The following is a 14,638-nucleotide window of genomic DNA, read 5'->3' on the forward strand; positions in this document are numbered from 1 at the left end:
CTCGGCCGCATCGAGCCGGGCGAGGGGTTCGAGCTGGCCGCGGGCGCCGACATCGTAATCGAGGCGGTCTTCGAGGACATGGCGGTCAAAAAAGAAGTGTTCGGGGCGCTCGATGGCATCTGCCCGGCGCACACGATATTCGCCTCGAACACGACGGCGCTTTCCATCACCGAGATGGCGGCGGCGACCGCGCGACCCGACAAGGTGGTGGGGATGCACTTCTTCAATCCGCCGGTGGTGATGAAGCTGGTCGAGATCATGCCGGGGCTCGCCACCTCGCAGGAGACGCTGGAGGCTGTCCAGGCACTCGCCCGAAAGCTCGGCAAGGAGCCCGTGAACGCCCGTTTCGACAGCCCCGCCGGAATCGCGAGCCGCACCCTGGCGGCGCTTCTGAACGAGGCGGTCGAGGTCCTGGCCCAGGGGCTGGCCTCCGCCGAGGACATCGACAAGGCAATGAAGCTCGGGGCGGGGCTTCCGATGGGGCCGCTCGAGCTGATCGATCTCATCGGAGTGGACATCCATCTTGCCAAGACCGAAACCCTCTACCGCGAGCTCGGCGATCAGCGCTACCGGCCGAACTTCCTCCTGAAAAAGATGGTGCGCGCCGGCCATCTGGGCCGGAAAAGCGGCAAGGGATTTTTCACCTACGGCGAATAAAACCCTTTATCAAAAAAACCATAAAAAAAGAGACGAGATGGACTTTGAGCTGAACGATGCCCAGCGGCTGATAAAGGAAACGGCGGCCGCGTTCGCCCAGCGGCGCATCATTCCCGTCGCCCGGCAGAACGACATTGAGGAGAAATTCCCGGCCGACATCGTGCAGGAGATGGGCGCGCTCGGGATGTTCGGCGGGGTGATACCCGAGGCGTACGGCGGGGCGGGGCTCGACTACATCGCCTACGCCTTGCTGATGGAGGAAATCAGCAAGGCCTGCAGCTCGGTGCGGACGGTGATCTCGGTGCAGGTATCCCTCGTGGCCTCGGTGCTCCTCAAGTGGGGGTCGGAGGCACAGAAGAGGAAATATCTGCCCCGGCTCTGCTCGGCCGAGTGGCTGGGCTGCTTCGCCCTGACTGAGCCCGATGTCGGCTCGGATGCCCAGAACATCAAAACCTTCGCCGAAAAGACGTCGGGGGGCTGGCGCCTGAACGGGAGGAAGCTCTGGATCAGCAACGGCGGGGTGGCCCAGCTGGCGCTGGTTATCGCCCAGACCGACAAAGAGAACGTGCGCAAGATGGCGGCGTTCCTCGTCGAGACGGACACGCCGGGTTTTTCCTCGCAAGACATTCACGGAAAGCTGGGGCTCCGCAGCTCGAACACGGCCGAGCTCATCCTGGAGGGGGTCGAGGTTCCCGGCGCGGCCCTGCTCGGGGAAGTGGGGGACGGCTTCAAGGTGGCGATGAGTGCCCTCGACAACGGCCGCTACTCGGTGGCCGCGGGCTGCATCGGGATCGCCCAGGGTTCGCTCGAGGCGTCGGTCGCCCACGCCAAGGAGCGCCACACCTTCGGGAAGCCCATCGCCGCCCACCAGCTCGTTCAGGACATGATCGCGCGGATGGTGATCGACATCGAGGCGAGCCGCCTGCTGCTCTACCGGGCGGGCGAGTTGAAGAACGCGGGCCGGCCCAACACCCGCGAGACGAGCATCGCCAAGTACATGGCGAGCGAGACGGCTGTGCGCTGCGCGAACGACGCTATCCAGATTCACGGGGGCCTGGGCTACAGCAACGAATATCCCGTTGAGCGCTACATGCGCGATGCCCGCGTGGCGACAATCTACGAGGGGACGAGCCAGATCCAGAAGCTCATCATCGCCGGCTACGAGACAGGGATCCGGGCCTTTTCCTGACGGGACAAAACAGTTCAACTGTTTGATTTTTTAGGGATAAATAAATCGACTCCTCCTGCCCCCGGATTTGCCTCTGTTTTCTCTTGCATTTCGGCGGTCGAACGGGTAAGTGACGGGTTCTCAGAGCATTTCGGCGAAAAGACGAGGAGTCGCATGGCAGATCAGTCCGAATCCCTGTTGCGGACTTCCTTGTATGAAAAGCATGTGGCGGCCGGGGCGAAGATGGTCCCCTTCGCCGGCTTCGAGATGCCGGTGCAGTATGCGGGGGTGATCGAGGAGCATCGCCGGGTGCGCAGCGCGGCGGGCCTCTTCGATGTGAGCCACATGGGCGAGATCGAGATCGAGGGTCCAGGCGCCGGCGCCCATGTCCAGAATCTCGTAACGAATGACGCCAGCCGCCTCGAAATTGACCGGGTGATGTACACCGTCATGTGCCGCGAGAATGGCGGGATTGTGGATGACCTAACGGTCTACCGCAGCGGCGAGAATTGCTACATGGCGGTGGTGAACGCGGCGAACATCCAGAAGGACTGGGAGTGGATGTCCGCGCAGCGGGCCCACGACTGCACGCTGCGCAATGTGAGCGATGAAACGGCCCTTTTGGCGCTCCAGGGCCCCCGCGCGGAAACGATCCTCTCGGGGCTCATCCCGGGGGGCGGCGCTCTCGGGGAGATTCCCTTCTACTGGGCCAGCGCGCGCGAGGTGGCCGGATGCCGGGTGCTGGTCTCCCGGACGGGCTACACCGGCGAGGACGGTTTTGAACTCTATCTCGCCGCGGCGGACGCTCCCCGTCTTTGGGATGGGCTGATGGCGGCGGGGGCGCCGGAGGGTCTTTGTCCCTGTGGCCTCGGCGCGCGGGACACGCTCCGCACCGAGATGAAGTATCCGCTCTACGGGAATGACATTGACGAGACGACCAACCCGATCGAGGCGGGCCTCGGCTGGGTGGTCAAGTTCAAGGCGGGAGATTTTATCGGCCGCGAGGCGCTTCTGAAGATCAAGGAGGCGGGCCCGCCCCGGAAGCTCGTTGGCTTCGAGATGATTGATCGGGGCATCCCCCGCCACGGGGCGGAGATTCTCGCCGGGGGCGCGGCCGCCGGGGTGGTGACGAGCGGAACGATGAGCCCCTCGCTTGGCAAAGCCATCGGCATCGGCTACGTTCCCGTGGAATATGCAAAGGAAGGCAGCGAAATTGCGGTGGACATCCGGGGGACGGCCCGGGCCGCCAAGGTGGTGAAGACGCCCTTTTACCGGAAGGAAGAGAATTGAGCGGCAAGGCGTGCGCCGTTGATAAAAGTTGTATCCCTAGCCTGATTTTGAATCAGCATAGAAGAAGGAGGCAATCGGCGTTATGAATTTTCCGAGCGGCCTGAAATATTCGAGAGAGCATGAGTGGGTCAAGGTGGAAGGAAACATTGCCGTCATCGGCATTACGGATTACGCGCAATCCGAGCTGGGCGATGTCGTCTACGTGGAGCTTCCCGACGTGGGCAGCGATGTGGAGGCGAACAACACCTTCGGCGTGGTGGAATCGGTGAAGGCGGTTTCCGATCTGTATTCGCCCGTGACCGGCCAGATCACCGAGGTGAACGAGCAGCTCAACGATCAGCCCGAGCTGGTGAACAGCGATCCCTTTGAGGACGGATGGATGCTGCGGGTGGAGATGAAGGATCCTTCCGAGCTGGACGATCTGCTCGACGCCGATGCCTACAAGGCGTTTGTTGAGGAAGAAAGCTAGGCTTTCCGAATCGCCGCGGTTCGTCTCTGTAAGCTTTTGGCCTCCATCCGGTGGGTTCCATCCGGTGGTGCCTTTTCGCGCCCTGGCGGAAGTGAAAAGGCGCGGATGGCCATGCCTGAATCCAGCCCGAAGAGCGAGAGTCGTTCATGACGGATTCCCTGCGTGATCTCGAAAACCCGACCGAGTTCGTTCGCCGCCACATTGGGCCGGGCGATGCGGACATCACGAAGATGCTCGGCGTACTGGGGATGGGCACGCTCGATGAACTGGCGGACAAGGCGGTGCCCGCCGGTATCCGCTCCGCCACCCCGCTCCGGATGGGAGCGGGCATCACCGAGCAGGCCGCCCTCGCCGCGCTCCGCGAGCGGGCGGGGAAAAACAAGATTTACCGTTCCATGCTCGGGATGGGCTATTCCGGTTGCCACACCCCCTCGGTCATCCTCCGCAACATTCTCGAGGACCCCGGCTGGTACACGGCCTACACCCCCTACCAGCCCGAGATTTCGCAGGGAAGGCTCGAGGCGCTTCTCAACTACCAGACGATGGTGATGGACCTGACCGGATTGGACATCGCCAACGCCTCGCTCCTCGATGAGGGCACGGCCGCCGCCGAGGCGATGACGATGTGCCGCGCGGTGAGCAAGAACAAGAGCGACGCCTTTTTCGTCTCCGCGGACTGCCACCCCCAGACGATCGAAATTCTCCGGACGCGGGCCGAGCCGCTCGGCATCGAGGTCATTGTGGGCGATCACCGCGCGGATGCGCTGGTCAAAGAGCCTTTTGGCATTCTCGTCCAGTATCCGGGAACCAATGGATCGGTGGATGATTTTTCGGCGCTCTTCAAGGCGGCGCACGCGAAAGGAGCCCTCGCCGTCGTGGCGGCGGACATTTTGGGGTTGGCGCTCCTGGTCCCGCCCGGGGAATTCGGTGCCGACATCGCCGTGGGGAGCACCCAGCGCTTCGGTCTTCCGATGGGTTTCGGCGGGCCGCACGCGGCCTACTTCGCCACCCGCGAGGTTTACAAGCGCGCCATGCCGGGACGGATCGTGGGCGTCTCCATCGACGCGGAGGGAAACCCGGCCCTCCGCCTCGCCCTCCAGACCCGCGAGCAGCACATCCGCCGGGAGAAGGCGACCAGCAACATCTGCACCGCCCAGGTCCTCCTCGCTGTCATCGCGGGCATGTATGCCGTCTATCACGGCCCCGAGGGCCTGACGCGCATCGCCAAAAGGGTGCACCGGCTCGCCGCCGCGCTGGCGGAGGGCCTCGCCCGGCTCGGGCACCAGATCATTTTCGATACCTTCTTCGACACGATCGCGGTCCGCCCCTCTGACGCCTCGGCGGATGCGGTGGCGGCCCGGGCGCTTGGGCAGAAGATCAACCTCCGGCGGATCGACGGTGAGACGGTAGGTATTTCGCTCGATGAAACCACCCGGCGGGAGGATGTCGAGGAGTTGTGGGCGATTTTCGCGGGCGGCGCCCACGGGCTTTCGTTCGATGAAGTGGAAGGCGCCGCCGCCGACCGGATCCCGGAGGCGCTGCGGCGGAAAACGCCCTTCTTGACGCATCCGGTGTTTCACAAGTACCGCGCCGAGACCGAGATGCTTCGCTACATGCAGCGGCTCAAGGAAAAGGACATCGCCCTCAACCGCTCGATGATCCCGCTCGGTTCGTGCACCATGAAGCTGAACGCCACGAGCGAGATGCTCCCGGTCACCTGGCCGGAGTTCGCCGCGCTCCATCCCTTCGCACCGCTCGATCAGGCCGCAGGCTACCGGCAGATGTTCAGCGAGCTGGAAGAGATGCTCGCCGACTCGACCGGCTATGCGGCGGTTTCGCTCCAGCCCAATTCGGGTGCTCAGGGCGAGTACGCGGGTCTCCTCGTCATCCGCGAATACCACAAGAGCCAGGGACAGGGGCACCGGCACATCTGCCTCATCCCGAGTTCGGCCCATGGGACGAACCCCGCGAGCGCGGTCATGGCCGGCTTCGAGGTCGTGGTCGTCAAGTGCGACAGCGAGGGGAACATCGATGTCGCCGATCTGAGGGAGAAGGCCGAGGCGCACGCGAAAGATCTCGCCGCCCTCATGATCACCTACCCCTCGACCCATGGCGTCTTCGAGGCGGCCGTGACCGAAATCTGCGGCATCATTCACAAGAACGGCGGCCAGGTGTACATGGACGGCGCGAACCTCAACGCCCTGGTCGGGCTGTGCCGCCCCGGCGAGTTCGGTTCGGACGTCTCGCACCTGAACCTGCACAAGACCTACTGCATCCCACACGGCGGCGGTGGACCCGGGATGGGCCCCATCGGCGTCAGGGAGCACCTTGCGCCGTTCCTGCCGAAGCACTCGGTTGTTCCGGAGGCGGGGCCCGAGAGCGGCATTTCGGCGGTGTCGGCCGCCCCCTGGGGGAGCGCGGCCATTCTGCCCATCTCCTGGATGTACATCACCATGATGGGGGGCGAGGGACTGAAGAAGGCGACCCAAGTGGCGATCCTCAACGCGAACTACGTGGCCCGGCTGCTCGAGCCGCACTTCCCCGTTCTCTACAAGGGGGCGAACGGCCTGGTGGCCCACGAGTGCATTATTGACCTGCGGCCCCTTGAGAATTCCACGGGCATCTCGAACGAGGATGTCGCGAAGCGGCTGATGGACTTCGGTTTCCACGCGCCGACGATGTCCTTTCCCGTGCCCGGCACCTTGATGATCGAGCCGACCGAGAGCGAGTCGAAGGAAGAGCTCGATCGCTTCTGCGAGGCGATGATCGCGATTCGCGAGGAGATCCGCGAGGTTGAGGACGGAAAGGCCGACCCGGAAAAAAATGTCCTGAAGAGTGCCCCCCACACCATTCACGATCTGGCCGGGGAATGGCCCTATCCCTATTCGCGCGAGCAGGCGGCTTTCCCACTGCCCTGGCTGCGGGAGAACAAATACTGGCCCCCGGTCAAGCGCGTGAACAACCCCTACGGCGACCGGCACCTGGTCTGCTCCTGTCTGCCGGTGGAAAGCTACGCCGAACAAAGTTAGGAGAATGGGCCGGATGGAAAGCACCCCCGTCCGCTTCCTCGACACGGGTGCCGCCCCCGGCGCCTGGAACATGGCGGTGGACGAGGTGCTCTATACTGCCTGCCAGCGGGCGCTGGCGGAGGGCGCACCGCCCGAAAAAGCCCCGTTTGTCTTTCGCCTTTATGCCTGGTCGCCCGCGGCGCTCACCCTCGGCCGCGGGCAGCGTGCGGCGCGCGACGTACACCTGGAAAAACTGAAAGAAGAGGGCGTTGACCTTTGCCGCCGCCTGACGGGGGGGCGGGCGGTGCTGCACGATCGGGAGTTGACCTACTCCGTGACCGGTCCCGCGGCGCTCCTGGGAGAAGATGTGCGGCAGAGCTACTGCCGCCTGAGCGAAGGGCTGGCCGCCGGCCTCCGGAAGCTCGGGGCACCGGCCGAGATCGCCCCGCCGCTGGTCCCGGCCTACGCTGCGCAACCCTCCTGTTTCGCCACCACCTCGGTGCACGAGATCGCCGTCGGCGGAAAGAAAGTGGTCGGCAGCGCCCAGTGCCGCGGCGGCGGTGCCATCCTCCAGCACGGGAGCATCCTCCTTCGCTCGCCCGAGGAGCGGCTCGCGCGCCTGCTCCGCGCGCGGAGCGGGACAGCGCCCCCCACCGGCTTTGCCACCGGGCTCAGCGATGTCCTCGGCAGAGAGGTCGGCTACGAAGAAGCAGCTGCGGCCGTGCGGGCGGGAATGGAGGAGGCGCTCGGAGGGCCTTTCGTGGATGTGCCGCTGACCCCCGAGGAGCAGAGCCGGACCGATGCGCTCGCCCAGTCGCGCTACGCCAGCGCCGCCTGGACGCTCGCCCGCTAGCGGCCCCTGCGCGCGGACGGCCGTTTCCTTGACACTCCGAAGGGCTGGCCCTATCGTTTGGGGCATGCGGGCGTAATTCAGGGGTAGAATGTCAGCTTCCCAAGCTGGACGTCGTGGGTTCGAATCCCATCGCCCGCTCCAGTTATCGTCTATCCCGGCCATGGCCGGGTGAAGCGGTTTTTTCGCCCCCATCTCCAGCTTCCGGTGCGACATGAAAAACGCCGAGCGGCGCATGGCTGATCTTCACGTCCATTCGAGTGCATCCGACGGCTGCGACGCTCCCCGGCGCGTCATCGAGCGGGCGGCGGCTCTCGGTATCGCCGTCATCTCGCTGACGGATCACGACACGGTGGCCGGCCTGGCCGAAGGGCGCACAGAGGCCGCGCGCCGAGGAGTAACCTTCATTGATGGCATCGAGCTTTCCGCCATGCACGAAGGACGCCTGATCCACTTGCTGGGACATTTCATCGGTCCGGATTATTCGCCCCTGCTTGCGCAGACCGCGCGCTACGGGAACTTGCGGAAAGACCGGATGGACAAGATGATCGCGAAGCTCTGTGCGCTCGGGATTGCGATAGATGCGGCGGATTTTTACGCCCGCTACGGGGAGCGGAACGTCGGGCGCGGCCAGCTCTCCTCCTATTTGATGGAGAAGAAATTCTTCCCCACAAAGGAGGGGGTGTTTGCGAGTGTCCTGGGGCCGGAGGGGCCGGCCTATGTCAGCTTCGACATGCTGACGCCCGAGGCGGCGATCCGTCTCATCGCCGAGGCGGGTGGGGCCGCCACGTTCGCCCATCCCAATCTGAGCGGGGCGGATGATCTGATTCCCGCGATGGTCGAGGCGGGCCTCGCGGGGATCGAAACGGGCCATCCCTCCCAGGTTGAGAGCTCGCGGGCACACTACCGTGCGATCGCCCTGCGGCATGACCTGGTGGAAATGGGGGGCTCCGACTGCCACGGCGCGGTGCCCGGCCCCGAGCGCCTGGGGGAGCACTGCCTTCCGCTCGGCCGGGTAGAGGCGCTGCGCGCGCGGGCAGGGGTGTCCGCCTAGGCGGAAATCTTGGACGGGAGGGCCGGATGGCACTTCGCGATCAGTTTCTCCGGAGGTGGCAGATTCTTCGGGTATTGGAGGGGAGCGGGAGCTGGACGGCGGCGGAGCTCCTCGATCAAATCGCCTCCAATGCGGGGCCCGCTCGGGGGAAAAAATCCCCGCAACTGTGGAGCCTTCGGACGCTGCAGCGCGACCTGAATCACCTGATCCGGGCCGGTTTTCCCGTCAAGGGGGTGCGGAAAGGGCAGAAGATGCGGTATTGTTTGGCCGAAGACTACCTGGCCTCGGTCCCTGGACCGTTTCGTCCCTCGCAGTGGGCGGCGCTCTACTACGGACTCAACGCCATGCGGGAGGTGCCTGGAAGTCCTCTCCGTGAAGAGCCGCTCGGGCCGAGTGTCAGCGAGCTGTTCGCCCGGCTGCGGGACATTGTTCCTCCCGCGCTCCGGGCCTACGCGGATGCCATCGAGGGGCGCTATGCCGGCGTCGTCGGCTCTCTTCGCGAGCAGAACCGCCTCAGACGGATCGCCGATGCCCTCGGCAAGGCTATCGAGGGGCGGCGGCCCGTGCGGTTGTTGGCTGCGGGTCCCCAGGGCCAGCGCCGGAGATGGGGCCGGGTGGACCCTTACCTGGTCCGGTTTTTCGCCGGGGGGTTTTATCTCCTGGGCAGCGATTCGGCCACCGGGCGAATCGACGCTTGGCCGCTCGATGGGATAGGGTCTGTCAGGGTGGCCCCGGGCGCCTTCCAGATGCCACTCGGGATGGACCTCGAGGCGGCGCTGCAAGAGCGCGTGCGCCGGGCGCAGGGAGCGGGCGCCGAGGTGCGGATTCGGTTTACTTCGAGCGCCGCGGTACCCGCCATTGCCGCCTATCTGGAAGAGGCATTCGGCCCGGCGCGGGTGGTGCGCTCGCCGGGGCGCCGGGCGCGGGAAGTCATCGCCCAGGTGGCGGATATGGCCGGGTTTTGCCGCTGGCTGCTCTCCTTCGGGTCGGAGGCCGAGATCGTCTCTCCCCGGGAGGTCCGCCAGAAGATGGCGCAGGAGTTGGAAAGCGCTCTGGAGAGATACCGCAGGAGCGGGAACACTTCTTCCCGTTCGGGATCGGCTTGAGCCGCTGAAGAAGGAGGGCCGAACATGCGTCTGCGGAAAGAGATGATCGAGAGAATTTCCGGGAGGATTATCGGACGTCTCGAAAAGCGCGAGCTCATCGAACTTCTCGATACGCCGGCGGGCAGGCTTCAGGCGAGGCTCGCCAGCGTGATTGAGGAAGATATGATGGTCGAGGACCGCCTCAACGAAGAGGTGAAGGAAATTCTTCGCGATCACCAGGACGAGATGGACCAGGACAATATTGACTACAGCCGCTTGTTCACAATGATCAAGACCAAGCTCGCCCGCGAGCGCAATCTGGTGTTGTAACCGCTGCGGCTGGGGGGATGGGGGCCTCTCCATGAAGTTGAACCGTGAAAAGATCAACCATTTGACCAATCTCATCGTCAAGGAATTGGAGCGGGCGGATGAGGTGGAGTTCCACGCCGACACGCAGGATATCCGCACGAACGTCTTTCGCGCGATTCACGATGAACTTGCGATAGACGATGAGATTGACGAGGAAGTGCGCCGGATTCTCAGCAGCTACTCCAGCCGTCTCGCGGAAGGAACCCGCGACTGGGACATCCTCTACAACAAACACTACGAACAGGAAGCTCAAAGGCGCGGTCTTTAACGTAAAGACGCGGCGGCGTGATTCCCCTCTCGGCCCGGACGGAGTGAGATAGTGTTGCGCGTTGGGCTCACCGGTGGCATCGCCAGCGGCAAGAGCACCGTCAGCCGGATGCTGTCCGACCGGGGAGTGCCCCTCATCGACGCCGATCTGCTGGCCCGTGAATTGGTGGTGCCCGGAACAGATGGCCTGGCCGAGGTGGCGGCTGCGTTCGGCAAGGACGTTTTGGCCGCGGACGGGACCCTGGACCGGAAAAAACTGGGCGCGCGCGTCTTCGCCGACCCGGAGGAGCGCAAGCGTCTTGAGGCGATCCTTCATCCGCGGATTCAGAAGGAGCAGCACCGCCGGCTCGATGTGCTCGAGGCGGCTGGAGCGGCCGCCTTCGCCGTGGTGGATGCGGCCGTCATGATCGAATCGGGCGGGTGGTCGCGGTTTGATGTCCTGGTGGTGGTCAACTGCACCGAGGCGCAGCAGCTTGAGCGGCTGATGGCGCGCGATGGGATTGGCTTGCTGGCCGCCCGCCACCGTCTTTTGTCGCAGATGCCTTTGGCGGAGAAGGTGAAACTGGCCGACCGCGTTGTCGACAATAGCGGGACAATCGCCGAAACCGAAGCCCAGGTGGAGGAATTGGTGGCCTGGCTGGGGGAAATGGCCGCCACACAGGGCGGAGAAAAAAATGGCGAAGGGGATTGACATGGACGGAGAAAAGACCCAATATTTCTCGTGTTCGTTGGATTACCCCTTTTCAACGCCCTGCGCAAGCCTCCTTGTTTCTTTATTTGGTGCGGTTCGAATCGGAGCTTGGCGATCTGCGATTCAGATAATCCCTGGCCTGTGAGTTGAAAAGCAACGCCCTTTCCCGGAGATTTATCGCAACGGAATGTTCATGAGAAAGGGTGCTGCCTTCCTGAGGAATTGATACGTTTCACGCCCGCAATCCTGACATCCAACTTTCGCAGTAGGACAAACCAAGATACAGAATGATCGAGGTCAAGTTGCAGAAAATAAACCAAATCCTCCGCCCTTTGCGGGCGGATGTTCGCTACCTCGCTGCCGCCGCGAAGCGGGATGATAGGGGAAATATTCCCACAGGATCCGGGTTCGCCTCTCAGGCGGCGAATATAAAATCCCACCGAGTAACTTAGGAACCCAGAAAAGGAGAAGGAAGGAATGTCTGTCGCCTCCAAAGAACAAGAATTGAACCTGGCCGATCTGAAGCGGAAGACCATTCCGGAGTTGAACGATATTCTCAAGCAGCTCAACGTCGAGGGGGCCGGCGGTCTGCGCAAGCAGGATCTGATCTTCAAGATTCTCGAGGCCCAGACCGAAAAGGACAAAAACGGCCACATTTATGGAGAGGGCGTCCTCGAAATTCTCCCGGATGGCTTCGGGTTCCTTCGCTCTGTCGCCTACAACTATCTGCCGGGGCCGGACGATATCTACGTCTCCCCCAGCCAGATACGCCGGTTCGATCTGCGTACCGGCGACACCGTTAGCGGGCAAATCCGCCAGCCGAAAGAGGGCGAGCGCTATTTCGCCCTCTTGAAGGTGGAGCAGATCAACTTCGAGCCCCCCGAGGCGAGCAAGGACAAGGTCCTCTTCGATAATCTCACGCCCCTCTACCCCGACCGACGCATCAAGCAGGAGGTTCGGAACGGGACGGCGAGCATGCGGATTCTCGATCTGCTGGCCCCGATCGGCTTCGGCCAGCGCGGCCTCATCGTCGCGGCGCCGCGGACGGGTAAAACCATGCTCCTGCAGTCCATCGCCAAGAGCATCGCGACCAACCACCCGGATGTTCACCTCATCGTTCTGCTCATCGACGAGCGGCCCGAGGAGGTGACCGACATGCAGCGTACGGTGCAGGGCGAAGTTATCAGCTCGACTTTCGATGAGCCGGCGACGCGCCACGTACAGGTGGCAGACATGGTGCTGGAGAAGGCCAAGCGCCTCGTCGAGCACAAGAAAGATGTCGTCATTCTGCTCGACTCGATCACCCGTCTCGCCCGCGCCCACAACACGATCATTTCCCCGAGCGGAAAGGTGCTCTCCGGCGGCGTGGACTCGAACGCCCTCCAGCGGCCCAAGCGCTTCTTCGGCGCGGCGCGCAATCTCGAGGAGGGCGGCAGCCTCACCATTCTGGCCACGGCGCTCGTCGAGACCGGAAGCCGGATGGACGATGTGATCTTCGAGGAGTTCAAGGGCACCGGCAACATGGAAATTCATCTCGACCGGAAGCTCTCCGATAAGCGGATCTTCCCCTCGATCGACATCAACCACTCCGGCACGCGGAAGGAGGAACTCCTTCTCAACGAGCAGGAGCTCAACCGGGTCTGGGTGCTCCGCAAGGTGCTCCAGCCGCTCGGCGTGGTCGATTCGATGGAGCTTCTCCTCGAGAAGATTAGTGAAACCGAGACAAACGAGGTATTCCTCAGGTCAATGAACAGCTAGGTCCCAGGGCCGCGGGCCGGGCCCCAGCGGGGCGGCAGATACGCCCATCCGGCTCCGGGGTGGACAGACGGGCGATTTTTCCTTATAAAAATCCCTTCTTCCCGGCCACTCCCGCGGGGACGCGGACTTGGCTGCGGGAATGCGGGAAAACCGGGGCGTGGGCAGGTCCAGAGGGGCCGAAAAAAACCCGCCGAGGAGCGAGATTTCATGAAGACCGATATCCATCCCGAACTCCACGAGTGCACGGTCACGTGCAGTGGTTGCGGGACGACATTTATGACCCATTCCATCCGGTCGGAGGTCCGCATCGAGGTTTGCTCGAGTTGCCATCCCTTCTACACCGGCAAGCAGGCCCGCATTGTCGATACCGAAGGGCGGGTCGAGAAATTCGTGAAGAAGTTCGAAGGACAGGAGTCCCGGGTTTCCAAGCGCAAGCGCAAGATGGCCGCTGCCGATGCCGATCGCGAGGCCCGCGTGGAGCGCGAGCGCGCAGAAGTCACAAAACGCGCGGCCGAGGAGAAAACCCTGCGGGAGGAGGCCAAGAAAAAGCGCGCCGAAGAGCGTGCTGCCCGCAAGGCCGCCCAGGAAGCGGCTGCGGATGCCCCCGCCGTATCCGATGCGCCTGTCGCAGATGCTGCATCCCCGGCAGGGGCCCCGCCCCTGGCCGAAGCAGGTTCCGACACTCAGGCCGAATCCTAGTCCCACCTGAGACCCTGCCGCCTGCAGGGGGGAGTGTCTTGGGCCATGTTCGAAAAACTTGAAAAAGTTCTGAAAAAGTACCAGGAACTGGAGAAGCGCCTCTCCGATCCGGCCATTCTGAAAGATCAGCCTTCCTTCCAGAAAACTGCCCGTGAGCACAAGGAACTTGGCCAGGTGGTCGAGATCTACGGCAAGTGGCGCCGCCTGAAGGGGGAGATCGAGGGCGCTCGCGCCCTGCTCGATGAATCCGATCAGGAAATGCGCGAGCTGGCCCAGGACGAGATCGACGAGAAGGAGCCCCTCCTTCCCGATCTGGAAGAGCGTCTCCGCCGCCTGATGCTCCCGAAAGATCTCCGCGACGCGAAAAACGTGATTCTCGAGATCCGCGCCGGAACGGGCGGTGATGAGGCGGCGCTGTTCGCGTCGGACCTTTACCGCATGTATGTGCGCTACGCCGAGTTGCGCGGGTGGAAGATCGAGGAGCTCTCGCAGAGCGAAACCGATATGGGGGGAATCAAGGAGGCCATCGTCCTTATCAAGGGAGAGGGCGCCTACAGCCGTCTCCGCTACGAGAGTGGAACCCACCGGGTACAGCGCGTTCCCGCGACCGAAAACCAGGGGCGAATTCACACCTCGGCAGCCACCGTGGCCGTCCTCCCTGAAGCCGATCCGGTCGAGGTGAATCTCCAGGAGAACGAATTGCGGTTCGACGTCTACCGGTCCTCGGGGCCGGGCGGCCAGTCGGTGAATACCACCGACTCCGCCGTGCGCGTCACCCATCTTCCGACCGGCATCGTCGTCACCTGCCAGGACGAGAAAAGCCAGCACAAGAACAAGGCCAAAGCGCTGAAGATTCTCTCGTCCCACCTGCTCGATTACGAAATGCAGAAGCAGCACGACGAGCGCTCCGCCGCGCGCAAAAGCCAGGTCGGCAGCGGAGATCGCAGCGAGCGCATCCGTACCTACAATTTTCCCCAGGACCGGATCACCGATCATCGCATCGGCTTGACGCTCCACAATCTCGATCGGTTCCTCGAGGGCGAGATCGAAGAGATGGTGGACAGCCTGATTCAGAGCAAAGAGGCCGAGCGCCTCGCCGAGTTCGAGGAGAGTGGATCGGAGATCCCGGCGGGATGACCACCCCGACCCCGGAGACGGTGGCCGCCGCCGCCGCGCGCCTTCGGTGCCGGTTTGAGGGGGCGGGCATTGAAAATCCCTCCGGGGAGGCCGATCTCATCCTGGCTTGGGCCCTGGGCTGGGACCGGGCGCGCGT

Annotated in this window: 14 protein-coding genes and 1 tRNA gene; all 15 read left to right on the forward strand. The window is 63.6% G+C overall.

Annotated elements, in window-relative coordinates:
• Window positions 1-657 (forward strand): 3-hydroxyacyl-CoA dehydrogenase NAD-binding domain-containing protein (locus O2807_03625; protein MDA0999595.1); only part of this gene is annotated, 657 nt, incomplete at its 5' end.
• 37 nt (window positions 658-694) lie between these two features.
• Complete coding sequence (locus O2807_03630; protein ID MDA0999596.1) at window positions 695-1,846, forward strand: acyl-CoA dehydrogenase family protein; 1,152 nt, start codon at window positions 695-697, stop codon at window positions 1,844-1,846.
• 153 nt (window positions 1,847-1,999) lie between these two features.
• On the forward strand, window positions 2,000-3,115 hold the full coding sequence (gcvT, locus tag O2807_03635) for a glycine cleavage system aminomethyltransferase GcvT (GenBank protein ID MDA0999597.1): 1,116 nt from the start codon (window positions 2,000-2,002) through the stop codon (window positions 3,113-3,115).
• A gap of 82 nt (window positions 3,116-3,197) precedes the next feature.
• The gene (gcvH, locus tag O2807_03640) at window positions 3,198-3,584 is read left to right on the forward strand and encodes a glycine cleavage system protein GcvH (GenBank protein ID MDA0999598.1); all 387 of its coding nucleotides are present in this window, start codon (window positions 3,198-3,200) and stop codon (window positions 3,582-3,584) included.
• Between the two features lie 146 nt (window positions 3,585-3,730).
• A complete protein-coding gene (gcvP, locus tag O2807_03645) occupies window positions 3,731-6,613 on the forward strand; it encodes an aminomethyl-transferring glycine dehydrogenase (GenBank protein ID MDA0999599.1) in 2,883 nt (960 codons plus the stop codon).
• Window positions 6,614-6,626: 13 nt separating this feature from the next.
• Window positions 6,627-7,445: a biotin/lipoate A/B protein ligase family protein gene (locus tag O2807_03650; protein MDA0999600.1), complete on the forward strand. Its 819-nt coding sequence runs from the start codon at window positions 6,627-6,629 to the stop codon at window positions 7,443-7,445.
• Between the two features lie 66 nt (window positions 7,446-7,511).
• Window positions 7,512-7,586, forward strand: a tRNA-Gly gene (locus O2807_03655).
• Window positions 7,587-7,677: 91 nt separating this feature from the next.
• Window positions 7,678-8,496, forward strand: coding sequence for a PHP domain-containing protein (locus tag O2807_03660; GenBank protein MDA0999601.1), 819 nt, complete (start codon window positions 7,678-7,680; stop codon window positions 8,494-8,496).
• Window positions 8,497-8,522: 26 nt separating this feature from the next.
• Window positions 8,523-9,602: a WYL domain-containing protein gene (locus O2807_03665; GenBank protein MDA0999602.1), complete on the forward strand. Its 1,080-nt coding sequence runs from the start codon at window positions 8,523-8,525 to the stop codon at window positions 9,600-9,602.
• Between the two features lie 24 nt (window positions 9,603-9,626).
• Window positions 9,627-9,911: a DUF507 family protein gene (locus O2807_03670; protein MDA0999603.1), complete on the forward strand. Its 285-nt coding sequence runs from the start codon at window positions 9,627-9,629 to the stop codon at window positions 9,909-9,911.
• A 31-nt stretch (window positions 9,912-9,942) separates the two neighbouring features.
• Window positions 9,943-10,218 (forward strand): DUF507 family protein, encoded by a 276-nt coding sequence (locus tag O2807_03675; protein ID MDA0999604.1) that lies wholly within the window; start codon window positions 9,943-9,945, stop codon window positions 10,216-10,218.
• A 51-nt stretch (window positions 10,219-10,269) separates the two neighbouring features.
• Entirely contained in the window at window positions 10,270-10,908 is a 639-nt protein-coding gene (coaE, locus tag O2807_03680) for a dephospho-CoA kinase (protein ID MDA0999605.1), read from the forward strand.
• A 504-nt stretch (window positions 10,909-11,412) separates the two neighbouring features.
• A complete protein-coding gene (gene rho, locus O2807_03685; protein MDA0999606.1) occupies window positions 11,413-12,666 on the forward strand; it encodes a transcription termination factor Rho in 1,254 nt (417 codons plus the stop codon).
• Window positions 12,667-12,873: 207 nt separating this feature from the next.
• Window positions 12,874-13,365, forward strand: a complete 492-nt coding sequence (rpmE, locus tag O2807_03690; protein ID MDA0999607.1) for a 50S ribosomal protein L31 — start codon at window positions 12,874-12,876, stop codon at window positions 13,363-13,365.
• 45 nt (window positions 13,366-13,410) lie between these two features.
• On the forward strand, window positions 13,411-14,502 hold the full coding sequence (gene prfA, locus O2807_03695; GenBank protein ID MDA0999608.1) for a peptide chain release factor 1: 1,092 nt from the start codon (window positions 13,411-13,413) through the stop codon (window positions 14,500-14,502).
• Window positions 14,503-14,638: the final 136 nt, after the last annotated feature.

The sequence above is a fragment of the bacterium genome, assembly GCA_027622355.1.
Taxonomy (GTDB): domain Bacteria; phylum UBA8248; class UBA8248; order UBA8248; family UBA8248; genus JAQBZT01.